The 22,393-nt window shown below is 70.1% G+C and carries 22 protein-coding genes; 11 read left to right on the top strand and 11 right to left on the bottom strand.

All coding sequences use genetic code 11. The features are described 5' to 3' along the window. Positions 1-27 precede the first annotated feature (27 nt). From O7616_RS25115 to O7616_RS25105, 3 genes are all read right to left on the bottom strand, one after another. Complete coding sequence (locus tag O7616_RS25115) at positions 28-1,242, bottom strand: GDSL-type esterase/lipase family protein (protein ID WP_282304259.1); 1,215 nt, start codon at positions 1,240-1,242, stop codon at positions 28-30. A 48-nt stretch (positions 1,243-1,290) separates the two neighbouring features. Further along, positions 1,291-1,860, bottom strand: a complete 570-nt coding sequence (locus O7616_RS25110; RefSeq protein WP_282304258.1) for a TetR/AcrR family transcriptional regulator — start codon at positions 1,858-1,860, stop codon at positions 1,291-1,293. Between the two features lie 106 nt (positions 1,861-1,966). Then, complete coding sequence (locus O7616_RS25105) at positions 1,967-2,704, bottom strand: SDR family NAD(P)-dependent oxidoreductase (protein ID WP_282304257.1); 738 nt, start codon at positions 2,702-2,704, stop codon at positions 1,967-1,969. A 130-nt stretch (positions 2,705-2,834) separates the two neighbouring features. Between O7616_RS25105 and O7616_RS25100 the strand changes: the two genes are divergently transcribed. From O7616_RS25100 to O7616_RS25085, 4 genes are all read left to right on the top strand, one after another. Next, positions 2,835-3,767, top strand: a complete 933-nt coding sequence (locus O7616_RS25100; RefSeq protein ID WP_282304256.1) for an AraC family transcriptional regulator — start codon at positions 2,835-2,837, stop codon at positions 3,765-3,767. Between the two features lie 213 nt (positions 3,768-3,980). Further along, positions 3,981-4,541: a hypothetical protein gene (locus O7616_RS25095; RefSeq protein ID WP_282304255.1), complete on the top strand. Its 561-nt coding sequence runs from the start codon at positions 3,981-3,983 to the stop codon at positions 4,539-4,541. Position 4,542: 1 nt separating this feature from the next. Beyond that, a complete protein-coding gene (locus tag O7616_RS25090) occupies positions 4,543-5,964 on the top strand; it encodes an NAD(P)/FAD-dependent oxidoreductase (RefSeq protein ID WP_282304254.1) in 1,422 nt (473 codons plus the stop codon). Positions 5,965-6,011: 47 nt separating this feature from the next. Continuing rightward, positions 6,012-6,317, top strand: a complete 306-nt coding sequence (locus O7616_RS25085) for a hypothetical protein (protein ID WP_282258428.1) — start codon at positions 6,012-6,014, stop codon at positions 6,315-6,317. Positions 6,318-6,417: 100 nt separating this feature from the next. On the opposite strand, the gene O7616_RS25080 is transcribed toward O7616_RS25085, so the two are convergent. After that, a complete protein-coding gene (locus tag O7616_RS25080; protein WP_282304253.1) occupies positions 6,418-6,816 on the bottom strand; it encodes a VOC family protein in 399 nt (132 codons plus the stop codon). 127 nt (positions 6,817-6,943) lie between these two features. Between O7616_RS25080 and O7616_RS25075 the strand changes: the two genes are divergently transcribed. Continuing rightward, positions 6,944-7,924 (top strand): YafY family protein, encoded by a 981-nt coding sequence (locus O7616_RS25075; protein WP_282304252.1) that lies wholly within the window; start codon positions 6,944-6,946, stop codon positions 7,922-7,924. A 54-nt stretch (positions 7,925-7,978) separates the two neighbouring features. On the opposite strand, the gene O7616_RS25070 is transcribed toward O7616_RS25075, so the two are convergent. From O7616_RS25070 to O7616_RS25050, 5 genes are read right to left on the bottom strand one after another with little or no spacing between them, the layout of a single operon-like run. After that, positions 7,979-8,314, bottom strand: coding sequence for a DUF4387 domain-containing protein (locus O7616_RS25070; RefSeq protein ID WP_282304251.1), 336 nt, complete (start codon positions 8,312-8,314; stop codon positions 7,979-7,981). Next, the gene (locus O7616_RS25065) at positions 8,304-9,677 is read right to left on the bottom strand and encodes an acyclic terpene utilization AtuA family protein (protein ID WP_282304250.1); all 1,374 of its coding nucleotides are present in this window, start codon (positions 9,675-9,677) and stop codon (positions 8,304-8,306) included. The genes O7616_RS25070 and O7616_RS25065 overlap by 11 nt, the downstream gene beginning before the upstream one ends. Positions 9,678-9,706: 29 nt before the next feature. Continuing rightward, positions 9,707-11,371, bottom strand: a complete 1,665-nt coding sequence (locus O7616_RS25060) for an FAD-binding dehydrogenase (protein WP_282304249.1) — start codon at positions 11,369-11,371, stop codon at positions 9,707-9,709. Next, positions 11,368-12,312, bottom strand: coding sequence for a phosphoglycerate dehydrogenase (locus O7616_RS25055; protein WP_282304248.1), 945 nt, complete (start codon positions 12,310-12,312; stop codon positions 11,368-11,370). Before O7616_RS25055 ends, O7616_RS25060 begins: the two co-directional genes overlap by 4 nt. Continuing rightward, positions 12,312-13,571 carry an MFS transporter gene (locus O7616_RS25050; RefSeq protein ID WP_282304247.1) on the bottom strand — a complete coding sequence of 420 codons (1,260 nt, stop codon included), beginning with the start codon at positions 13,569-13,571 and terminating at the stop codon, positions 12,312-12,314. The genes O7616_RS25055 and O7616_RS25050 overlap by 1 nt, the downstream gene beginning before the upstream one ends. 98 nt (positions 13,572-13,669) lie before the next feature. Here O7616_RS25050 and O7616_RS25045 point away from each other — a divergent pair, with 98 nt between their 5' ends. Together O7616_RS25045 and O7616_RS25040 are read left to right on the top strand one after the other, a co-directional pair. Then, the gene (locus O7616_RS25045) at positions 13,670-14,359 is read left to right on the top strand and encodes a GntR family transcriptional regulator (RefSeq protein ID WP_282304246.1); all 690 of its coding nucleotides are present in this window, start codon (positions 13,670-13,672) and stop codon (positions 14,357-14,359) included. After that, entirely contained in the window at positions 14,356-15,453 is a 1,098-nt protein-coding gene (locus O7616_RS25040) for a tartrate dehydrogenase (RefSeq protein WP_282304245.1), read from the top strand. Before O7616_RS25045 ends, O7616_RS25040 begins: the two co-directional genes overlap by 4 nt. Positions 15,454-15,581: 128 nt before the next feature. On the opposite strand, the gene O7616_RS25035 is transcribed toward O7616_RS25040, so the two are convergent. Then, positions 15,582-16,397 carry an AfsR/SARP family transcriptional regulator gene (locus O7616_RS25035; protein ID WP_282304244.1) on the bottom strand — a complete coding sequence of 272 codons (816 nt, stop codon included), beginning with the start codon at positions 16,395-16,397 and terminating at the stop codon, positions 15,582-15,584. A 456-nt stretch (positions 16,398-16,853) separates the two neighbouring features. Between O7616_RS25035 and O7616_RS25030 the strand changes: the two genes are divergently transcribed. Then, positions 16,854-17,822 carry a hypothetical protein gene (locus O7616_RS25030; protein ID WP_282304243.1) on the top strand — a complete coding sequence of 323 codons (969 nt, stop codon included), beginning with the start codon at positions 16,854-16,856 and terminating at the stop codon, positions 17,820-17,822. 41 nt (positions 17,823-17,863) lie between these two features. After that, a complete protein-coding gene (locus tag O7616_RS25025) occupies positions 17,864-18,241 on the top strand; it encodes a peptidase inhibitor family I36 protein (RefSeq protein ID WP_282304242.1) in 378 nt (125 codons plus the stop codon). Between the two features lie 213 nt (positions 18,242-18,454). Here the strand turns inward: O7616_RS25025 and O7616_RS25020 are convergent, their stop codons facing one another. Further along, on the bottom strand, positions 18,455-21,364 hold the full coding sequence (locus tag O7616_RS25020; protein ID WP_282304241.1) for a BTAD domain-containing putative transcriptional regulator: 2,910 nt from the start codon (positions 21,362-21,364) through the stop codon (positions 18,455-18,457). Positions 21,365-21,519: 155 nt separating this feature from the next. On the opposite strand from O7616_RS25020, the gene O7616_RS25015 reads away from it, so the two are divergent. Next, positions 21,520-21,723 (top strand): hypothetical protein, encoded by a 204-nt coding sequence (locus tag O7616_RS25015; RefSeq protein WP_282304240.1) that lies wholly within the window; start codon positions 21,520-21,522, stop codon positions 21,721-21,723. Next, entirely contained in the window at positions 21,636-22,364 is a 729-nt protein-coding gene (locus O7616_RS25010) for a MauE/DoxX family redox-associated membrane protein (protein ID WP_348773834.1), read from the top strand. The genes O7616_RS25015 and O7616_RS25010 overlap by 88 nt, the downstream gene beginning before the upstream one ends. The last annotated feature ends 29 nt before the right edge of the window (positions 22,365-22,393 follow it).

The following is a 22,393-nucleotide window of genomic DNA, read 5'->3' as shown; positions in this document are numbered from 1 at the left end:
CGTCGCTGCGCGGCGTACCCCAGAGGGTCAGCCGGTCTTGGTGGCGAAGGGACCGCCGTCGCCGAACGCGAGCCGCGCGAAGTTGTCGGCGATACGGCGATGTCCGGCCGGGTCGGGATGCACCTCGTCGGGAAGTGGGAGTTCGGCGTAGTCCGCCTCGCCGTACAGGTCGCGTCCGTCGAGGTAGTGCAGGTTCGGGTCATCGGCCGAGCGCTGTTCGACGATCCGGGCGAGTTCGTCACGGATGACGTTGAGGGTCAGCCGCCCAGCGCTGCGCTCGGCCGGATCGCCCGTGGCCTTGAACCGCAGAGTCCCGCCCTCGAAGTCCGGCGCGAGAGGGCCGGGCGTGTCCTCTTGAACCGGGCACAGGATGGCGGACACGACCAGCAGTGGTGTGGTCGGGTGCCCTTCGCGGACAGTGTCGAGGAAGCCGTGGACCGCAGGGGTGAAGGCGCGTAGTCGCATCACGTCGCTGTTGACGATGTTGATGCCGATCTTGACACTGATCAGGTCCGCAGGGATGTCCCGCATGGCGCGGGCGGTGAACGGGTCGAGCAACGCGCTCCCGCCGAACCCCAGGTTGACCAGCTCCACACCGCCCTCGGCCGCGGCCAGGGCAGGCCAGATGGCGGTGGGATGACCGGCGTTCGAGCCGTGGCTGATGGAACTGCCGTGGTGTAGCCACGTCCGGTGTCCGCTGGGCGGGGTGTGCTCGACGGGCGCGTCGGTGCGCAGCGCGATCAACTCGGTGATCTCCGTGTGCGGAAGCCAGATCTCGATGTCCTTCTCACCCTCCGGCAGACCCGCGAAGCGGGCTGTGCCGGACGGCCCTTCGGCCAGCACAGAGGTTTGGGTGAACATGTCGGTGACCGTCCGGACGTTGCCGTCGGGCACCGAGGCCTGTGCGGCCAGGCGGCCGTTGATCAGCAGGTCGTAGACGCCGTCCGGTGGGGGCGGGAAGCCTTGGTAGACCCGCTTGGTGGGCAGCGTGTCCAGTTCGATGGTGGTGGCCCGGGTACGGAGAGCCAGTCGCACGCCGGAGGGCTGGGCCTCAGCCATGGCCAGTTGGTCGTCGGGGATCTGCCGGCGCGCCTGGGCGGTCAGCCGATGAGGCAGTAGACCGCGCGCGGTCGCCTCCAGATCGACAAAGCCACGCAGGAGGTCCGCGGTGACCGGGGTGGTGATCCACTGGTGTTCGGTGGGCATTGCCTCAAGCCTCTCGATCGAGATCTCGATGTCCATCCGCGCTCCGCGCTACGAACCGCTGGCGGTGGTGCGGCCGTCGTCGGGTCAGCGAGTGCTGCGGTTGCGTAACACCGCGTCGAGTGAATCCACGATCCATTCCCAGGATTCCAGCGCGTCGGGAGGGCTGTGTTCGAAACCACCGGCTAGCTCCAAGCTGACGTAGCCGTGGAAGACGCTGCCCAGCATCCGGACCGCATGAGTCGCGTCCGGCTCGTCCAACCCGTAGCCCCGCAAGATCGCCCGAGCCATCTGCGCGTGCCGGACACCGGCACTGGCGGCCGCCGTTTCCGGATCGAGCCGGAGTCGCGCGGCGGCATAGCGGCCCGGGTGCTCCCTGGCGTAGTCGCGGTAGGCGTCAGCGAACGCGGCTAGAGCGTCCCTGCCGGCCCGACCGGCGACGGCATCGGCGACGCGGTCGGCGAGTTCGTTCAGCGCGAACAGCGCTATGCGCATCCTGAGGTCCTGCGAGTTCTTCAGGTGCGAGTACAGGCTCGGGACCTTGACGTCGAACCGCCGAGCGAGCGCCGAGACGGTGACCTGGTCGAAGCCGACCTCGTCGGCCAGTTCCGCCCCCGCTCGGGTCAGACGCTCCGGCGTCAGTCCTGGTCTGTCCATCACGCCCCCTGCTTGCCTAAGGCGATTATGCTCCTGCCTAACATCTGTAGGCAAATCTGGCCGTGAGGTCGAAGCTGGGGCGACGTTGGGCTTGGTCGGGTGCGCGTCAGCGCGTCGTCAGCATCTCCACGCCGAAGGCCTGCGGCTCGCCCATCAGCGACGCCTTGGTGGTCGCACTCGCGGTGTCCGCGATGATCTCGGTCTTTCCCGCCTCGAGGCCGTCGAGAGCGATGCGGGCGATGTCGGCCGGAGCGTTCATGAGGCTGAGCAACGCGTCACCGCCGTCCATCCGGGCCGCGAAGGATGTCATCGCCTCGGTTGCCGTCGGCCCCAGCACCACCCCGCTGACCAGAGTGCCCTGCTCGGCGAGTTCGAGCCGGACGGCGTTGGTCAGTCCCCACTGCGCCGCCTTGGCCGTCGAGTAGGCGAGGTTGCCGGGGAACGGCGCCCACCCCACCGCGGACAGCATGTTCAGGATGCCGCCGCCGCCGTTGGCGGCAAGTACCGGGGCGAACGCCCGGATCACGGTCAGCGTGCCCCAGAGGTGGGTGTCGAAGGTCCGCCGGATCTGATCGAGGTCCCCGTACACGAGCGGGGCGCCGAAGGAGACGCCGGCATTGTTGATCAGCAGGTCGACGTCGGCGGCGACGGCTGCGGCTGCGGCGACGGATGCGGGATCGGTGATGTCGAGCTCGAGAGCCCGCACACCGTCCAGGGTGATCAGCTCGGGCCGGCGGGCGGTCGCGTAGACGTTCGCGCCCCGCCGTAGCAGGTCCGCGGCCAGCTCCCGGCCGAGGCCGCTGCCGGCTCCAGTGATGAGGGCGGTCGCTCCGTGCAGTCGCATCGTTGTCTCCTTCTGCTCAACAGTTCTTCATCTGCACTGTATGCATCACACGATGCATCAGTCGATGCTGCAGAAGCTCAGAAAAGTTGCTGCTTGCCTCAGTGAAGGTGGTGGGCGGTAGTCTCGACGAATGGATGTGGTCAGCGAGGTGTTACGTATGTCCGGCGTCCGTGGGAGCCTCGGTGCCCAGATCGAGGCGGGCGGGCGCTGGGCGATGGCCCTGGACGACTTTCCCGGTGCGGCCCTGCACGTGGCCATCACCGGTCGCGCGAGGGTCACGGTCCCTGGGCGCGAGCCGGTCGAGCTGGCAGCCGGCGATGTCGTACTGCTGGGGGCCGGCCTCGAGCATCGTCTCAGTGACTCGGCCGATGAGCACGACGGTCCCACGGCGGAATTCGAAGTCCCAGAGCCCGGCAGGGTGATCCGGCTCGGCACGCCACCCGTCCGGACGCGCTTGGTCACCATCTTCTACGACTGCGACCACACCGCGCGGACCCAGGTTCTCCCTACCCTGCCGGACCTGCTGCACATCCCCGGTGGCGACGGCACCGAAGGGGTCGGCGACATAGTTCGCCTTCTCACCCGGGAGCTGGCCCACCCTCGGTTCGCCGGCACAGCGGTGCTCGACGGCCTCGTCGACATCATGCTGATCCAGTTGCTACGCGCGTGGCTGCCCGGCCGGCCCGGCGACCAGCGCGGCACCTGGCTCGGCATGCTGACCGACCCGATCGTCCATCGAGCCCTCCAGCACCTCCACGCTGATCCCGCGCACCCTTGGACGACCGCGAAGCTGGCCGCCACCCTCGCGGTGTCGCGGGCGACGCTTGCCCGGCGTTTCCCGGCCGCCATCGGCCAGAGCCCGGTCGCCTACCTGACCCAGTGGCGGATGGACCTCGCCGCCGCCCGCCTGCGGAGCGGCTCCGGATCGGTCGAGGCGATCGCCGCCTCTGTGGGCTACCTCTCGGTGCCGGCCTTCAGCCGCGCCTTCACTCGCGCCCATGGGCAGGCACCTGGCCGCTTCCGCAGCGCCCCAGCCGAAAACGTCGGTACCAAGCCGACCTGAGCCACTACGAAGGCCGAGGCCACCCACTCTGCTGACTGCCGTACCAGGCTGGATTCGGTCGGCTGGCGCTCGTGACGTCAGTAGAGGCGTTGCGTGGAGAAGCATGGCCGCGGCGGGGATAGAACGTTCGGTCTTGACGATGCGGCGTGCGTCTGTCATGCTGGATAAGACAGAACGATCGTTCTCCCTAGCCCCTCCGCCGAAAGGTCACCCGTGACCACCATTGCTGCTTCGCCCGGTATCTCCCAGACGGCCTCCGCGCTGCGGCGGCTGTACTTCGTCCGCTTCGCCTTCGCCATCGTCTGGGCCGGCGTGACGATCGCCACCGCCAAGGAGATCGGTCCGCTCACGGTGGCGCTGTTCGTCCTCTACCCGTTGTTCGACGTGGGCGCCGCCATCTACGACCTCCGTTCGTCGCGGGCCACCGGCTCGCCGACCCTGCTGTACGTGAACATCGCGGTAAGCCTGGTCACGGCCGTCGGTGTCGGTGTCGCAGGCGCGTCCGGTGTGCCCGCTGTCCTGCGAGTGTGGGGCGCATGGGCGGTCGTGGCTGGTCTGGTTCAGTTGGTCGTGGGGGTCACCCGCCGGAAGATGGGCGGGCAGTGGCCGATGATCATCAGTGGCGGCATCTCGACGCTGGCCGGCGCGTCCTTCATCGCCGGTGCCTCCGCGGCCAACCCGTCGCTGACCAACGCGGCCGGCTACGCCATCCCCGGCGCCATCTTCTTCCTCATCGCGGCGATCCGCCTCGGCCGTACCGCGAAGGGCAACTGACATGACAACCATCGAGTACGACGTCGTCGTGATCGGTGCCGGTCCGGTCGGCGAGAACGTGGCCGATCGGGTCGTGCAGGGCGGGCTGACCGCCGCGATCGTCGAGCGGGAGTTGGTCGGCGGTGAGTGCTCGTACTGGGCCTGCATGCCGACCAAGGCGTTGCTGCGCAGCGCGTCCGCGTTGCGGGCGGCTCGCCGACTGCCGGGTGCGCGAGAGGCGGTGACGGGAGACCTGGACGCGGCTGCGGTGCTCGGCCGGCGGGACTCCTTCGCGTCCCATTGGCAGGACGACGGTCAGGTGTCCTGGCTGGCGTCGGCAGGCATCGCGCTGCACCGCGGTCAGGGGCGGATCACTTCCGCCCGCGTCGTCGAGGTGACCGGCGACGACGGTGTCACGACGACGCTGACCGCGCGGCACGCGGTGGTCGTCGCGACCGGCAGCAGCGCCCTGTTGCCGGATATCCCGGGGCTGCGCGAGTCGGCGCCGTGGTCCAGCCGCGAGGCCGCTTCGGCCAGTTCGGTTCCCCGTCGGCTCGCCATCATCGGCGGTGGCGTGGTGGCGGCCGAGATGGCGACCGCGTTCGCCGCACTCGGGTCGTCGGTGACCGTGCTGGCTCGCGATGGTGTGTTGCCGTCGGCGGAGCCGTTCGCCGGCGAACTGGTCACGGAGTCGTTGCGCGAAGCCGGCGTGTCGGTACGCCTCGGCGCGGAGGCCGTCGCCGTCCACCGCGACGACAGCGGAGCCGTCCACATCAGGACCGCCTCCGGCGAGCGGGTCGAGGCCGACGAGGTGCTGGTGGCGGTCGGTCGCACACCCAACACTCAGGACATCGGCCTCGACCGGGTCGGGCTGGCGCCGGGTGCCTGGCTGGCGGTCGACGACACCCTGCGCGTCGTCGGCGGCGGTGAGTGGCTCTATGCGGCGGGCGATGTGAACCGGCGGGTGCTGCTGACCCATCAGGGCAAGTACCAGGCGCGGGCGGTGGGCGACGTGATCGTGGCCCGGGCGAAGGGCGAGAAGGTCGAGGACGGCCGGTGGGGCTGGCACGTGGCGACGGCCGACGAACGCGCGGTTCCGCAGGTGGTCTTCACCGACCCGGAGATCGCGTCGGTGGGCCTGACCGCGGCTGCGGCCGAGGCGGCTGGGCTGCGGACCCGCGTCGTGGACTACGACCTCGGGGCCGTCGCCGGAGCCTCCCTGCACGCCGACGGCTACCGGGGACACGCCCGCATGGTCGTCGACGAGGACCGAAAGGTGATCGTCGGCTGCACTCTGGCAGGCCCGGACGTCGCGGAACTGATCCACGCCGCGACCATCGCGATCGTCGGCGAGGTCCCGCTCGACCGGCTGTGGCACGCGGTTCCGGCCTACCCGACCGTCAGTGAGGTGTGGCTGCGGCTGTTGGAGACCTACGGCCGCTGAATTCAGATCCGCAGCAATAGTTTCATCTCAATGTCGAGGAGAGTCCCATGCCCACCAAGATCACGATCATCATCGACAACCCTGCGAGCCCCGACGACTTCGAGCGGGCCTACGCGGACGTGAAGGCTGCCGCGGCGACGTTCCCGAAGTTGCGGCGACTCGAGTCCGCGAAGGTGTGGCCGAAGGAGGATGGCACCGCCACCCCCGCGTACCGGACGCTCGACCTCTACTTCGACAGCTACGAAGACGCCTCCGCTGCAGTCGCGACAACCGTTGCCGCTGATGTCTTCGGCACCCTCGTGGGAACGCAGGTCCCGTTCAAGGGGCTGTTCTCGGACATCGAGCAGGCTTAAGGATCGAAAGCTCCCCGGGCGTAGGCGGAAACGACGCCTACGCCCGGTTGCTGAGCTGGTGGCCGGGTAGGAAGCCGGCCGCACACCGGAGGGCGAGGCCTCAGCGAGCGAATTTCTCGATGGCGGCCGGGGTGACCGGAGTGAAGACGTTGACGAGGTTGCCGTCGGGGTCACGGAACAGCAGTGACCGGTTGCCCCAGGGCAGCGTGGTGGGCTCGTTGACGAAGTCTTCGACGACGGTGGTCAGGTTCTGATGCACGGTGTCCACGTCGTCGACGAGGAACTCGATGATCAGGCTGCGGTTGTCCGCCGGTTGAGCGGACCCGGGCGCGAACAGTGCGACGGTGCGAGTGCTGCCGATCGCGAGAGTGCCGGAGGCGGTCCGCAGCTCAGCGAAGTCCTCGGTGGCCCAGTCCGCCTGCACTCCCGTGACTCGTTCGTAGAAGTCGACGAGGCGTGCGACATCACCAGTGATGATCCGGACCGAGACGAGGTTCATGGTGATCTCCTAGATCGGGTGGAGCCAGGTGGCACGGCCACGCTAGAACGAATACCGGACAGAATCGGTCCAGTATTCGCGGTAACTTCGGCAGGTGGCTCGACCTACCGCTCAGGTCCTTACCCTGTTGGAGCTCCTGCAGTCGGGTGGCATCCGGACGATGGCCGAACTCGCCCACCGTCTGGGCGTCGACGAGCGCACCGTGCGGCGGTACGTGGGTCACCTGATCGACCTCGATGTGCCCGTCGAGTCGGTACGCGGTCGTCACGGCGGGTACCGACTCGCGCCCGGGTACCGCATGCCGCCGCTCATGCTCAGCGACGACGAAGCCCTCGCCGTGCTGCTCGGCCTGGTCGCGGGTCCCCGGACAGGGCTGGCGACGACGTCCGACACGGCGAGTGAGACGGCAGCGGCCAAGATCCGTCGGGTACTACCCGAGCGCCTGGCCCGCAGACTCGGCACCGTGCTCGAGGCCCTCGCCTTCACGGCTCCGCCCGGCGAATTCGGCGCCCCGCAGACTGGGGTTCTCCTCACTGTCGCCGATGCGGTGCGCCATCACCAGCCGTTGTCGATCAGATACACCAGTGCCGACGGCCGGCGCAGTGAACGGACGCTGCACCCGTACGGCCTCGTCGCCCATTCGGGCCGGTGGTACGTCACGGGTGCGGCCCCTGGGATCGGCGAGGACCGGACGTTGCGGCTTGATCGGATCACGGACGCGAGGACCCTTCCCGGCTCCTTCGAGCCACCCGCCGGACCCGATCCGGCGCAGCGCGTCCTTTCGGCGCTCGCCAAGGCGCCGTACCGGTACGAAGTGACCCTGCGGATCCAGGCGACGGTGGAGCAGATCCGTACCCGACTTCCGGCCAGCATCGCGATCGTGGAGGAGTTCCCGTCGCCGGCAGACGCAGATCTCAACAGTGAGGGCTGGCTGCGCGTCGAACTGCGGGCGGAGCGGCTCGACTGGCTGCCCCCGGTGCTCGCGTCGCTCGACCGGCCGTTCGTCATCGAGCGGCCGGACGAACTCCGCGGGCTCGTCACCGCGCTCGCCGACCGGCTCACGACCAGCGCCCGCAGAGTCCGTCCTCTACCTGACCGCAGCTCGTGAGGCGGGATCAGCGAGATTCTCGGGGGGCTCCCGCTGACCCGGTCGGCACCGGTCTCAAAGCGACTCCGGCAGCGGGAGCATGGCCAGGGGCACGTGGTGCTGCCCGGCGTGGATGTCGCGGTCGCGCAGGCTGCCCTGCGCCACAGGGCGCGGGAACGAAATCTTGACGACGTTCAGCGCCGGTATCCGGAAGATGCGGATGGTGTCGGCCGGTACGCCGTAGAGGCGGGCGATCAGCGGCGCGTCCAGGAAGCCCGGGTCGGCCACCACGGCGTACCCGGCGGTGTCGCGCATGAACAGCTCCATCGTCACCCAGAACGGGCCGGCGTTCTTCGACCGAACCTCCAGCGCGAGGTCGGCGACGGTGCGGGGGTGGGCGTTACCGGACATCGCTGTCCTCCGGGAGGTGGATGCGGAAGAGGCTGGTGGGCGAGTCCACGTCGACGACGTGGTTGAGGACGAACTCGTACGCCGCCCCGCGCTCGGTCTCGGCGGGGGAGTAGGGGAACGCGAGGCTGGGCAGGTAGTCCATGTCGGGCGTGGGCAGGTGCAGCATGAGCGGATTGGCGATCTTCGCGACGGCGGTGGCCGTCTGCTGATCCGCGGCGCTGACCAGGAGCATCACGCCGACCTCGCGGGGTGTCCGGGTGTCCGGGTCCTTCGCCTCCAGCACGGCGTCGTAGCCGTACAGGCGGATGTCGAAGGCGTAGTCGTCGGCGCCGAGCCCGAGCGTCTGGGCGACCCGATCCGCGGTGACCCGGCGCAGCAGCTCGGCCCAGGTGGTGATCTGGCCGAGGATGTGCGGGTCGCGGATGGCGGTGAACGACATCGTCTCGTAGCCGGTGATCCGGGCCCCCTCGAGCTTGTTCGTGTACGGGGCCGGCTCGAACCGGGAGCCCTCCACCCGTACCCGCCGCTCGTCCAGGGCCCGGTAGGTGGCGTCGGCGACCATCAGCGTGCCGGCCGGTTCCCGCATCGAGAACGGGTCGGCGGTCTCGTAGAGCATGTGCGCCGCGACCGAGGTGGGCGTGCAGGCGACGGCCGGGTCGAGCGGCTCGATCGTGAAGCCGGTGGCGTCGATGGTGGCGAAGACCCCGCTGGAGCGCGGGTTCGTGGTGCACTGCGCGCCACACTCGATGATCTTGGCAGCGTGCCAGGTCGGGCCGGCGGGCATGCCGGCCATCAGCGGGAAGGCGGCGGCCAGGGCGGTGTCGGTGGCGCGCCCGGCCAGTACCACGTCGGCCCCGCCCGCCAGCGCCTCGGCGATCGGCTCATGGCCCATCATCGCGACGATGTGCTGGCAGCTGTCCAACGTCGCCGGGTCGAGGTCGCCGGCCGGCGGGAGCGGGTGGATCCGCCCCTTGTCGAGATGGTCCTTGAGGTCGGTGGCCCGCTGCTCGCTGTAGATGGTGGCCACCCGCAGGTCCAGCCCCTCCTCGGCCAGGATGCCACGGGCGATCCCGGCGACCCAGTCCACGCCGGAGTCGGTGCCGCTGGTACCGCACGAGCCGACGATCAGCGGAATGCGCGCCTTAGCCGCCGCCCGGAGCAGCAGGCGCAGGTCGCGGGCCACGGCCGCGGCGGTGGTCTTGGCCGTGCCGGTGCCCAGATAGTACGGGCCGGAGTCGGTGGACCCTCCGTCCAGGGCGATGACGTCGGCGCCGAGTTCCAGTCCACGGTCAACGATCTCGGGCGGGAATCCCGAGCCGAGCATGCCGGAGGGCACGAGAATGCGTACGCAGTCGCGGGTCACGGTTTCCTCATTTCGCGGGTACGAGCCGGTCATCCGACGGTGGTGGCCACGGCGCGGCCGGCCTGGCGGCCGGAGAAGAGACAGCCGCCCAGGAAGGTGCCTTCCAGCGCGCGGTAGCCGTGCATGCCGCCACCGCCGAACCCGCTGGCCTCGCCGGCGGCGTAGAGCCCGGGCACCGGCTGGCCGGCGCCGTCCAGCACCCGACCGTCGAGGTCGGTGTGCAGGCCGCCCAGGGTCTTGCGGGTGAGCACATGCAGGCGCACGGCGATCAGCGGCCCGGCCTTCGGGTCGAGGATCCGGTGCGGCGCCGCGGTCCGCATGAGCCGGTCGCCCCGGTAGTTCCGGAAGTTGCGGATGGCGGCGATCTGCATGTCCTTGGTGAAGCTGTTGGCCAGCTCCCGGTCGCGTGCCTCGATCGTGCGCTGAATCTCGAGCGGGTCCAGCAGAGGCTCGTCGGTGAGCGCGTTCATGCCCTTCACCAGCTCGTCCAGCCGGTCGGCCACGACGAAGTCGGCGCCCTGCCGCTTGAACGCCTCCACCGGTGCCGGTGCGCCGGCACGGAGGCGGCCGAGTACCTGTTTGACGCTGCGACCGGTCAGGTCCGGGTTCTGCTCAGAGCCGGAGAGCGCGAACTCCTTCTCGATGATCTTCTGGGTGAGGACGAACCAGCTGTGGTCGTGGCCGGTGGTGCGCAGATGGGCGAGCGTGCCGAGGGTGTCGAATCCGGGGTAGAGCGGCACCGGCAGCCGTCGTCCGCGCGCATCGAGCCAGACGGAGGACGGCCCGGGCAGGATTCGGATGCCGTGCGCGTCCCAGATCGGGTTCCAGTTCTGGATGCCCTCGACGTAGTGCCACATCCGATCGGGGTTGATCACGGCGCCGCCGGCGTCCTGCGCGATGGTCAGCATGCGACCGTCCACATGGGCGGGAACGCCGCTGATCATGTGGGTGGGCGGGGTGCCGAGCCGTGCCGGCCAGTTGCGGCGGACCAGGTCGTGGTTGCCGCCGATGCCGCCGGAGGTGACGATGACGGCCTGCGCGGTGTAGGCGAAGTCGCCGATCGCGTCCCGCGAGCTGGCGGTGCCGCGGGCGGCGTCGCTGGGCTCCAGGACCCGACCCGTGGCGCCCACCACCGCGCCGTCGCTGATGGTCAGCGCGTCGACCCGGTGCCGGAAGGCGAACCGGACGAGACCGCGCCCGGCGGCCTCCCGCACGATCGCGATGAAGGGTTCGAGCAGGCCCGGACCGGTACCCCAGGTGACGTGGAAGCGGGGCACCGAGTTGCCGTGTCCGGTGGCGTCGTAGCCCCCGCGTTCGGCCCAGCCGACGATGGGGAACAGCTTGACGCCGAGGCCCCGCAACCACGCGCGTTTCTCGCCGGCGGCGAAGTCGACGTACGCCTCGGCCCAGCGCCGTGGCCACGCGTCCTCGGGGCGGTCGAACCCGGCGCTGCCTAGCCAGTCCTGCCAGGCGAGTTCGGTCGAGTCGCGGATGCCCATCCGGCGCTGCTCGGGCGAGTCGACCAGGAACAGCCCGCCGAACGACCAGAACGCCTGGCCGCCGAGGCTCTGCTCGGGCTCCTGGTCGAGCAGCAGGACGGATCGGCCGGCGGTGACGAGTTCGGCGGTGGCCACCAGTCCGGCGAGGCCCGCGCCGATCACCATCACGTCCGCGTCCGCTGTCCTGGTGGTCATGCCGGCTCCTTCGGTTCGGTGAGCGAGTGGGCGGGCCGGCCGTCGAGGGCGGCGACGAGTTCCCTGGCGCCCTCCATCCCCGCGGCCAGCCGGGCCTCGGCAGTCTGCCCGGCCATGTGCGAGTAGACAGTGATGCCCGCCACGCCGCGCAGGACGCTGTCGGCGGGCAGCGGCTCCACGTCCACCACGTCGAGGGCTGCGCCCGCCAGCCGGCCGGACCGGACCGCCTCGACCAGGGCGGCCTCGTCGACGAGCGGCCCGCGTGCGGTGTTGATCAGGTGCGCGCCCGGCTTCATCCGGGCCAACGCGGCGGTGTCGATGAGATGGCGCGTGAGCGGGGTCAGTGCGGTGTGGACCGACACGAAGTCGGCGTCGCGCAGCAACTCGTCGAGCGTCACTCGGGTGACCGGCGCGGGCAGGCTGCCGGTGCACAGCACCGTCATGCCGAAGGCGGCGGCCAGCGGCGCCACCTGCTGGGCCACCGCGCCCCGCCCGATCAGGCCGAGCGTCTTGCCGCGCAGCTCGTGGCCGTCGGTGCGGGGCCAGCCGCCGGCGGCCACCCCGGCGGCCATCGGCACCAGGCACCGGGCCTGGGCGAGCAGCAACCCCATGGTGTACTCGGCCACCGCGTTGGCGTTGATCCCGGGCAGGTTGCTCACGCTGATCCCGAGCCGACCGGCGGCGGCCACGTCGACGGAGTCGTACCCGACTCCGGTACGCACGACGGCGCGCAGGTCCGATGCCTGGCGCAGCACCTCCGCGGTCATCGGCTCGTTGGCGATCAGCGCCCCCTCGACGCCGGCCAGGGCCGCGATCAGCTGCTCCGGCCGGCGTGGTCCCCGCATGGGGTCGTGCCGCGTCGTGAAGCCGAGCCCGGTCAGGTAGGTGTCCACCTCGTCGCCCGGGGCGAGGTAGTCGGTGGTGATGAGGATGGTCGGCATCATTCGCTTCCGGTGAGGGTGACGGCCCGGTCGGCCCGGTGCACACGCTGCAGGCGTTCGAGACGTACGACGACGAGCATGGCGAATACGGCGAGCACGGCGATGTAGAGCGGCATCCCGTCCCAGCCGACCAGGTCGATCACCGCGCCGACCAGGGCGGGGCCGCCGAAACCGCCCAGGTACCAGGTGACCGCGTACAGGCCGGTGTAGGCGCCGAACACCCGGCTGGACGGTGCCAGGTTCCACAGCGCCACCGCCGCGTTGATCGTGAACGCGGCGGCGCCGGCCGAGGCCACACAGAACGCGACGACAGTGCCGGTGGCGGTCTGCACGACGGTGCCCGCCGCCAGCGCGACGGCGAAGACGCCGATGCCCACGAGGATGATCCGCAGCCGTCCGAAGCGCTCGGCCAGCAGCGCGGCCGGATAGGCGGCGGCCACGTAGACGATGCCGCTGGGCAGGGTGAGCCCGCCCGCGTCGCCGCGGCTCAGGCCCAGCGCCTCCATGCCGTACGGGGTGATCAGCGACCGCGAGGCGAACCATGCCCCGCCGAAGAGCAGGACGGTCAGCAGCAGCAGGAGCCGGCGGCGGTCCTGGTCGGTGAACAGGCCGGCGACGATCTGCCGCAGCGGTTGGCTGACCGCGGCGGGACCGGCGGAGGACTCCTCGGCCACCGCGGCCTGGTAGGCCGCCGACCGGCTGTCGCGCACGTTGGCCAGCAGCACGAACGTGGCGGCCAACATGATCACCGATGGGATGACGAAGGCTGCCCTCGGATGCTCGTCCACCACGAGCAGGCTGATCAGCGACGCGACGATGATGGTCAGCGCGGTCGCGATCTTCACGACGGCGTTCGCCCGGCTGCGCCGGTGCGGGGGCAGGAAGTCCGGCACCAACGACTCCGCCAGCGGCCGTGTGGTGTTGGCGATCAGCGCGTAACAGAACATCACCACGACCAGCGTGGCCAGCGACGTGGTCCACGGCAGGAGGACGAAGACCAGGGCGGCCAGGGGCATGCCCACCGCGAGGTACGGGATCCGCCGCCCCCACCGGGTCCGGGTGTTGTCGGACCGGTTGCCGATCCAGGGCTGGACGAAGATTCCCAGCAGGTTGTCCATCCCCATCAGCGCGCCCACGAGCGCCGCGCTCGTCACGTGCTCGCGCAGCAGGACGGGCACCTGATTGTCATAGAAGTTCCAGGTCGACTCCTGGGCGAAGAGTGCGAGGGCTATGAAGAACGTGATCCGTCGGTTGGACACACGTCCACCTCCTTGTGTCCCCGGTCACGTTAAGTTGCTGTAGCAAACTCGTCAACAGTTGCAAACAAAGTTGCTATGTCATGCGCTAGAGTGCGGTCATGACGACAGCCGGGACGCTCGCCGATCAGGCGTACCGACAAGTCCGCACCGCGATCGCCACCGGCGAACTCGCGCCGGGAGAGAAGGTGACCGAGCGCGGCATGGCCGAGCGGCTCGCGGTCAGCCCGACACCGGTCCGCGAGGCCCTGCGCCGGCTGGAGCTCGACGGGCTGATCGAGCGGATCGGGCCGCGTACCGTGCTGGTCGCCGCCATCCGCGACGCCGCCATCGACGACCTCGCGGAGGTGGAGGTCGGCCTGCGTGGCCTCGTCGCCCGCTTCGCCGCCCGGCACGCCACCGCCGAGCAGCTCGACGCGCTCGACGCCCTTCTCGACCGCGCCGACGACCTGCTGATCCTCCTCAAGGAGCGGTCTGCTCAGGGCGGGCCGGTCGAGCGGCATCTCACCGACCTGCTCGACACCATGCAGCAGTTCAACGACACGGTCAGCGCCTGCGCGCACAACCCGGTGCTGGTCCGGATGCTCGAGCAGAGCCGCGTGTTCTCCCGCCCGCAGCGCCGCGAGCTGCTCCTGCAACGGGTCGCGGAGGACGACACGTTCGGTCTGGAGCGATACGGCAGCCACCGGGCCCTGGTCCGGGCGCTACGTGCGGGCGACTCCGCCGCAGCGGAACGCATCGCACTCGAGGACTCACAGGGCGGCCTCGCAGCGCTTCGGGAGGCGCCGTGACCACCCACCGGATCGCCGTCATCCCCGGTGACGGCATCGGCAAGGAGGTCGTCCCGGCCGGCCTCGACGCGCTGCACGCCACGGCACGTCGTTTCGGCCTGACGCTCACCTTCGACAGCTTCGACTTCGCCAGCGCCGACTACTGGCAGCGGCACGGCGCGATGCTGCCGCCCGACTGGGAACAGACGCTGCGGGGCTACGACGCCATCTACTTCGGCGCGGTGGGCTGGCCGGAGGTCGTACCCGATCATGTCTCGCTCTGGGGCAGCCTCCTGCAGTTCCGGCGGGTCTTCGACCAGTACGTGAACCTGCGCCCCTGCCGGCTCATGCCCGGCGTCCGCAGCCCGCTGGCCGGGCGGCTCCCCGGCGACATCGACTTCGTCGTCGTCCGCGAGAACACCGAGGGCGAGTACTCCAGCGTGGGTGGACGGATCTTCGAGGGCACCGACCGGGAGACCGTCCTGCAGGAGACGATCATGACCCGCGTCGGCGTCGACCGAGTCCTGCGCTTCGCCTTCGAGCAGGCCGACCGTCGCCCGAAACGGCACCTGACGTCCGCCACCAAGAGCAACGGCATCTCCATCTCCATGCCGTACTGGGACGAGCGGGTGGCCGCGATGGGCGAGCGGTTCCCCGACGTCCGCCTCGACAAGTTCCACATCGACGCGCTCGCGGCGCAGTTCGTCCTCCATCCGGAGTGGTTCGACGTGGTCGTGGCCAGCAACCTGTTCGGCGACATCCTCTCCGACCTCGGTCCGGCCTGCACCGGCACACTCGGCATCGCACCGAGCGCCAACATCAACCCTGAACGTGAGCATCCGAGCCTGTTCGAGCCTGTGCACGGCTCCGCACCCGACATCGCCGGCAAAGGCATCGCCAACCCGATCGGCCAGATCTGGTGTGGCTCGATGATGCTGGAACACCTCGGCCACCCGGAGGCCGCCGCCCACCTGCTCGGCGCGGTCGAGGACGTCCTGGCGTACGGGCCCGGACAGGCGCCACTGACCCCCGACCTACACGGCACCGGCACGACGGCGGAGCTGGGCCGGGCGATCGCCGAGAGGGTCGGCGAACGCCCGTCCGGCACCGCGTGAGGTGGCGGCAGGCCGTCGCCCCCGACTCCGGCGTCGGGAACCTGCACGGGTTGGACGTCGCCGCTCTGCGCGGTGGGCCTCGACCGACTGGTAGTGGGTGCCCGCGGGCCGACGCCCCTCTCCCCGCGCTACGCCAGCCACGTCGGGGCATGTTCGTCCATGGTGGACGGGGCGGCGGATCCGGGTCCTGACCCGAGACCGACCGCGAACACCCCTCGTCCTCCGTTGAGCAGATCGGTGTAGGCCTCCTGCAACTCGGCTGACGGGTCCACCCCGAGCTCCTCGGCGATCCGCCGCCTGACCTGCTCGTAACGTTGCAGCGCCTCGGCCGGTCGGCCCAGCCGGTGCAGGGCCTTCAGGAGGCGCAGCCACAACGACTCACGCAGCGGATGTCGCGCGATCAACCCCTCGACCGCCAACAGCGACTCGTGGTACCGACCCACTTCTAGATCGATGTCTACGAGGCGTTCGACAGCCGCCAGATGCCGCTCGAGCAACCGTGGATACTCGGTACGCGCCAACCACTCGGAGTCGACGCCCTGGAACGGCTCGCCCCGCCACAACCCCAGTGCCTTGTCCAAGAGTGCCCGCTCCATGGCGACATCCGGGGTGCGGGTCGACTCGGAGAGGACCCCTTCGAACCGCAACGCGTCCACCCCATCGGCGGGGACTTTCAGCGCGTACCCAGCGGGTTCGGTCCTGATGCGGTCCGCCCCGAGAACGGCACGCAACCTCGCCACATAGGTCTGCAGACTCCGCCGAGGATGAACCGGAAGATCGCCATTCCAGACGATGGCCGTGAGCTGCTCGACCGGCACCGATCGTTCTGGCGACAACGCCAACCCGACCAGCAGGCATCGCAGACGATTCATGGTCAGCGGCACCGACCTACCGTCGAGATCGACCAGTAGTGGCCCCAGAACACCCACCGTCAGCGCGGCCACAGCCGCTCCCCGCGGACTCGCCCGTTGCCGGCCACCGTGGCGATGCCGGGTCCGAGAGACTCCGTCCTGGGCCTGACCAGCGCGAGCACCGGGACGACACTCGCCACGGCGACGAACGCCGACGAGGTCGCCCACGGACCGACCGACCTCGCCCGCTGTGGTGACCCTGCATCTGTCATGCATCGATCCTCGTCGTGCGCCAGCGCTCCAAGACTGCTCCCGCTCGAACGTGTCCGGATTCCTCGGCAGCCGTGCCGAAATCCTGGCGCGGACAGCTACCGGGACCGACGTGTGGTCGTACCGGCAGCGCGACGGGCGTACCGGTTGAGCAACCGACCTCGACCTGAGCAGCGGTGAAGCGCTTCTGAAGCGGATGTGAAGCCGGCTACCACGATTCTGGCTCGGCGAACGCGAACGCGAGCGCGTCGGCGACACCGACACCCAGGAGTACGTCGCATGACTCGACAGCCCCAGCATCATCCCGGGCCTCCAGGCGAAGCGACCCGTACCCGGGACAGCGGTACGAGGCGGCACGGTCCGACGCTCACCCGCATCGCCGCCGGCATCGCCCTCAGCGTCATGGCCGCGTGGGCGGTCGTCAGCACCGGAACAGGTGCTGCCGTCAACGCACCAACCTCCGGCGGTCGACCAGTGGACGCCACCGATGACGAGCTGCTCCATCGGGCCTCGGAGCGGCTGATCGCCCGCTGCATGGCCCGGCACGGCTTCACGTACACCGAACAGCCGCCGCCCTCGTCGGCGGGGCAGGACTTCCGCTACGTGCTCGACGATGTCGGTTGGGCCCGTGAGCACGGGTACGGCGCCCTGCTCGGCAGACCCGGCGCCTGGGACCAGGATGCCAACTCCGTCAACCTGGAGAAGCTGTCGACTGACCGGCAGCGGGACTGGCAGCGGACGCTCCTGGGGTCCGGACGTGAACTCACCGTGGACCTTCCCGACCTCGGCCGGATGTCCGCGCCCGACAACGGCTGCACCGCCGATGCGCGACTCACCCTCTACCGGGACCTCGCCGGCTGGTACCGGGTGCGGCGGATCGCTGACCACGTCGGCAGCTACGTCGCCGGCAAGGTGACCGGAGCCCCTGAATACCGAACCGGGCTCTCCGTCTGGGCCTCGTGTGTGCGCCAGCGTGGGTATGCCGCGTCGTCCCCGCGTGAACTGCGCGAAATCGTCGCTGCCGAGACACCGGAGTCCGTCGGCGAGCAGGCCCGGGAACGGGAGGTCGATGCGGCCGAGGCTGAGGCCGAGTGCGCGACTTCCTCCGGACTCTCCCAGACCATCGACGCTCTTGAGCGGAGGTACCGACCGGAGATCGAGAGGAGGTTCGCACGCGAGCTCGACGCACTGAGGTCACTCGAGCGGGAAGCCGTTCCCCGGGCCAGGAAGACCCTGGCCAACGCCTAGCACCGCAGCACCGACCGGAGAGAAGCCGAAAGGACAATTTGATGATCAAGGCTCTGAGGAACATCGTCATCGGGCTGCCCATCGTGGCGGCGGCCCTGGTGGTGGCCCCGACCAGCGCCAGCGCCGACTTGGGCGACTGCCCCCGAAGCGCCTTCTGCGCCTGGGCCGAGGACCGGTTCACCGGCCCCTGGGCCTACTGGTACGGGAGCTACCCGAGGTGGGGCGACTATGGCATGCACGACGACGCCGACTCCGTCTTCAACAACGCCCGATCGAGTACGACAGTCCCCGACAACGTGTGGGTCTACTACGACGTCGACTACGTGAGCCCGTCCATCTGCGTTCAACCCGGCGAGACGTACGACGCCGGGATGAACGACAACGACTACGACTCCCACAAGTGGTTCCACTCGTGCTGACGGACGGACCTGCCCAGCGGCGGGGTGCCCGGCCCGCATAGTCGCCCACGACAGACCCCGCCTGCTCGTGTCTCCGTCAGGAGCGCGGCAGGCGGGGTCCACGACTTCGACCCCGACGCTCTCGCCCCACTCGCCGCACACACCAGGACGGACCGGCCGGGGAAGCGACCGGGTCGGTCCTCGCCGGCAGCAGAGAGGTCTCCGTCAGCTCCCTTAGGTGAGTGTCGGCGGTGGCTCGTCGAGTTCGAGCAACCGGCGGCGCAGCCGCTCCGTCTCGGCAGGGCTGCCGCGGAGCAGAGCGGCAGCGCGTTGCCACGCTTGCCGCGCCGCATCGGGGCGACCCAGGCAGAGGTGGCTTTCGCCGAGATGCAACAGGCTCTCGGCCTCCTGGAAGCGGTCGCCGACCTGCCGGGACAGTTCCAGGGCTCGCTCGAAGCAAGCCACCGCCCGGTCGTACTCGGCAAGGCGGTGGTGGATGTATCCGAGGCTGTCCCAGGTCTGGGCCGCGGCGGTGACGTTACCCATCGCCTCGTGCAGGGTGAGTGCGCGAAGGCAGTAGTCCAACGCCGTGGCGAGGTCGCCGAGCTGGGCGTGATCCCACCCCAACGCGTTGAGAGCCCTGGCCTGACCCACCTTGTGTCCCACCTCGGCGAAGAGCGACAGGGCGCGCTCGTCCTCGGCGAGTGCCGCCCGCTGACGACCCTGCAGCTCGTACACCCAGCCGAGGTAGAGGCGGGTGTAGGCGTGGCCGGACGGTAGGTCGAGCTGGACGAAGAGCGCGCAGGCATCGCGAAGATGGGCGACGGCTTCGTCGTGCCGGCCCACCTGAACCGCGGCCAACGCCAACTCCCGCAGTGTGTGGGCCTGGCCGAGGGCATCGCCTCCGTGCGTGGCCGCTCGCAGCGCGATGCGCTGGACCGAGGCCAGATCCTGCCAGTACGCCTGTCGGCTGAGGAAGGTGGCGAGAGCCCAGGACAGCCGCCAGGCATGGCCGTCGTAGCCGGCGCGCTCGGCGTCCGCCACGATGGCGAGCAGCACCGGACGCTCCGCGTTCAGCCAGCGCAGCGCGTCGGCCCGATCGTGCAGACGCTCGACTGTGACGTCCGTCGTCACCGCAGGGAGATCGATGACGTCCCGGTGCGGTTCGGTCAGGAGCGCCGCGGCGTGGGCCGTGTGCACGTAATGGTCGTAGAGGCGCTGCCGTGCGCCACCGTCGTCCTCCTCGGCGGCCAACTCCGCCGCGTAGGCACGGACGAGGTCGTGCGAGGTGTACCGGTGCAGACCGTGTCCACTGACCAGGTGCGCCCTGGCCAGGTGCTCCAGGATTCGCTTCGTCGCGGTCACCGGCAGCCCGACCAGACTGGCTGCCGCGGCGGCGCTGATGTCGGGCCCGGGGTGCAGCCCGAGCAGCCGGAACAGCCGGGCCGGCTCCGGCCTGAGCGCCCGCCATGACCAGGAGAGGACGGCCCGTACGTCTGCGGCGGGTTCCCCGGTGGCCAGCGCGTCCAACCTTCCCGGGCGGTCGATGAGGTCGTCGGGTGACAGGGCTCGGTTGGTGCTTGCGCGCGCGGCGACGATGGAGAGCGCCAGCGGCAGGCCGGCGCAGGACGCGACGATCTGGTCGATGCGAGTCGCCCATGCCGCGGTGCGTTCCCGCCCGAGCCGGTGGGCCAGCAGATCGAGGGACTGCTGGGTGCTCAGCGGATCCAGCGGCAGCGGGTGGGCGCCCTCGGTGGTGAGCAGCCCCACGAGCTGATCCCGGCTGGTGATGACCACGAAGGAGTGGGATGCGGACCCGGGCAGCAGCGCGCGAACCTGATCGGCGTCGCGTGCGTTGTCCAGCAACACGAGCATCGTCCGGCCGGCCATGAGGCTGCGGTAGAGGGCCGTCTGCCCGTCGAGGTCGCGTGGTATCGACTCCGGCCGTGTGCCGAGTGCCTCCAGGAAGCCGTGAATCGCCGTCGACACCGGCAGCGGTCGGTTGTCGGGGGAGAAGCCGCGCAGGTTCACGTAGAGCTGACCATCCGGGAAACGGCTCAGGTGCTGGTGGGCCCAGTGCAGGGCAAGCCACGTCTTGCCCATGCCTCCGACACCGGTGACCGCGGCCGTCACGCCGGAGCCGGAGCGGAGCGCATCGCCCAACAGTTCGGTGAGCCCGTCGAGTTCCTGCCGCCGGCCGACGAAGTGCGGTGGGGCAGCGGGTAGTTGACGGGGGACGGGAACGCCGTCCGCGTCGGCCGGGGTCTCGTCAGCAGCCGGCCCGACCGGCTGCGCCGAGCCGGGATCCGCGTTCCGGGGAGCGTGGCCGCTGGTGCCCGGGCCGGTGGTGCCCGCCGGTCTGTCGCCGGTGCCGGGGCGGGCACCGCCGGTGGTCTGCGGGCCGCCCGTGAGCAATGCCTGGTGCAGGATCCGCAGCTCGTCACCGGGGTCGATACCCAGTTCCTCGGCGAGGTGCTGCCGCACCGTGGCGTAGCGGTCCAGCGCCTCGGCGGTCCGGCCCGCCTGCTGCAGTGCCCGCATCAGCGACGCGGCGAGCGGCTCGACAAGTGGGTGGTCGTCCGCCAACTCGCCGAGCCGAGCGATGACCGGGTCCGGGTGCTGGAGCGTCAGCTGAGCCTCGGCCCAGTCGAGGGTGGCCTCGAGCCGTTGCCGACGGCAGTTCTCCCGCACCTGCTGCGGCCAGGAACCGTCGAGCCCGGCCAACGGATCGCCGCGCCACAGCCCCAGCGCCTCGTCGAGCAGCGCCGCTCGCCGGTCCTGCGGCACCGCCGGTTGGCGGGCGGTGCCGACCAGCCGCCGGAAGCGGTGCAGGTCGACCGCGTCCGGGTCGACGTCGAGAAGGTACCCGTCCGGACGCCGCCGCAACTGGGTGTGCGTCTGCGGGCTCGCGGCCACCGGGGCGAGCAGCCGCCGGATCCGCATCACGTGTACGTAGAGGGCGTTGCGTGCGCCGGCGGGCGGCTGCTGATCCCACACCCGATCCACCAGAACGGGGACGGGCACCGGTTGGCCGGCGTCGACGACCAGCGCGGCGAGGGTCGCCCTCTGCTTGGGCGGCCCCAGATTCGCCGATTCACCGGCAATGACCAGCTCCAATGGACCGAGTACGCGGAACTGCGCCATGGCCCCCCAATCGCGAGACGCGACCGCCGATTAGATTTTCTTAAGATCTTCACACATACGTCGGAGCCATGATTCCACCGTCCCGACCCGTAGAACGCGCCTGGTGCTCCGTCCGGTGCACTCCGGCACGTTCTGCTCGACCGGAAGGAGTGGGTATGTATCGGAAGCTGGAGGCGGCGGGAAGCCGATTCCTCGCGCTGTTCGTGCCGACGCTGGAAGCGGAGGCGGCCTGCGGCCCGCAGAAGGTGGTGAACTACTCGTCCTGCTGGCAGTGCGAGGCCCCCTGCGGCTACTACGCGAGGTGCAGGGCGATCTGCCGCGATGGTTGCGGCTGCCAGGTGACCACCTGCTACTGCTAGTCGTCAGCGTGCCCGGTGGCCACAGCCACCGGGCACGCCCCGTACCGCGCCACGTCCAATCCGGCAGAGGAGCAGCTGTGGTCTATCTGGCAATCGGAGTTCAGTGCCTCCTCGGAACGGTGTTCGTCGTGTCGTCATGGGCGAAACTGGTCGGTCGGAATTCGTTCCGCGAATTCGTCACCTCGGTGGACGATCTCGGCCTATTGCCAATCCGGTGGGTTCGGCCGGTAGCGTGCCTGGTCGTCGGTGGTGAGCTGGGAGTCTGTGGCCTGCTCCTGGTTCGCGCGGTCGACGTGGCGTACCTCCTCGCGGTGTTCTTGTTGATCGCGTTCGCGACCGCGATCGCGCTGACCCGGCGTCGCGGTGTCTCCGCGACCTGTCGCTGTTTCGGCGCCTCCACGGCCCCGTTCGGGCCCCGCCACATCGTCCGCAACGGGGTCCTCGCGGCGGCGGCGCTGGTCGCGGCATTCGGTCCGCAGACCACCGCTCGGGCCGGCGCCGGTGGCACGGCGGTCGCCATGCTCGCGGGCCTCCTCGTCGGAGTCGTCGTCGTGACCCTCGACGACATCCTCGACGTGCTCCGGCCGTCGCCGGTACGGCCGTGGCCCTCCACCGGCACGAGGAGCAGGGCACACGGCTGATTCAGCACCGGGGCGCACACCGCGTCCCG

The sequence above is a fragment of the Micromonospora sp. WMMD964 genome (genome assembly GCF_029581455.1).
GTDB lineage: Bacteria > Actinomycetota > Actinomycetes > Mycobacteriales > Micromonosporaceae > Micromonospora.
The sequence above is the reverse complement of the archived record's forward strand: the minus strand, read 5'-3'. Positions and strand labels throughout refer to the sequence as shown.

Bases quoted from the DNA above. Each gene is read 5' to 3' on its own strand.
- O7616_RS25070 (WP_282304251.1), bottom strand. From the start codon at position 8,314: ATGTCCGGTAACGCCCACCCCCGCACCGTCGCCGACCTCGCGCTGGAG.
- O7616_RS25115 (WP_282304259.1), bottom strand. From the start codon at position 1,242: ATGGACATCGAGATCTCGATCGAGAGGCTTGAGGCAATGCCCACCGAA.
- O7616_RS25090 (WP_282304254.1), top strand. From the start codon at position 4,543: ATGACAACCATCGAGTACGACGTCGTCGTGATCGGTGCCGGTCCGGTC.
- O7616_RS25060 (WP_282304249.1), bottom strand. From the start codon at position 11,371: ATGACCACCAGGACAGCGGACGCGGACGTGATGGTGATCGGCGCGGGC.
- O7616_RS25045 (WP_282304246.1), top strand. From the start codon at position 13,670: ATGACGACAGCCGGGACGCTCGCCGATCAGGCGTACCGACAAGTCCGC.
- O7616_RS25080 (WP_282304253.1), bottom strand. From the start codon at position 6,816: ATGAACCTCGTCTCGGTCCGGATCATCACTGGTGATGTCGCACGCCTC.
- O7616_RS25105 (WP_282304257.1), bottom strand. From the start codon at position 2,704: ATGCGACTGCACGGAGCGACCGCCCTCATCACTGGAGCCGGCAGCGGC.
- O7616_RS25030 (WP_282304243.1), top strand. From the start codon at position 16,854: ATGACTCGACAGCCCCAGCATCATCCCGGGCCTCCAGGCGAAGCGACC.
- O7616_RS25015 (WP_282304240.1), top strand. From the start codon at position 21,520: ATGTATCGGAAGCTGGAGGCGGCGGGAAGCCGATTCCTCGCGCTGTTC.
- O7616_RS25110 (WP_282304258.1), bottom strand. From the start codon at position 1,860: ATGGACAGACCAGGACTGACGCCGGAGCGTCTGACCCGAGCGGGGGCG.
- O7616_RS25025 (WP_282304242.1), top strand. From the start codon at position 17,864: ATGATCAAGGCTCTGAGGAACATCGTCATCGGGCTGCCCATCGTGGCG.
- O7616_RS25055 (WP_282304248.1), bottom strand. From the start codon at position 12,312: ATGCCGACCATCCTCATCACCACCGACTACCTCGCCCCGGGCGACGAG.
- O7616_RS25020 (WP_282304241.1), bottom strand. From the start codon at position 21,364: ATGGCGCAGTTCCGCGTACTCGGTCCATTGGAGCTGGTCATTGCCGGT.
- O7616_RS25100 (WP_282304256.1), top strand. From the start codon at position 2,835: ATGGATGTGGTCAGCGAGGTGTTACGTATGTCCGGCGTCCGTGGGAGC.
- O7616_RS25085 (WP_282258428.1), top strand. From the start codon at position 6,012: ATGCCCACCAAGATCACGATCATCATCGACAACCCTGCGAGCCCCGAC.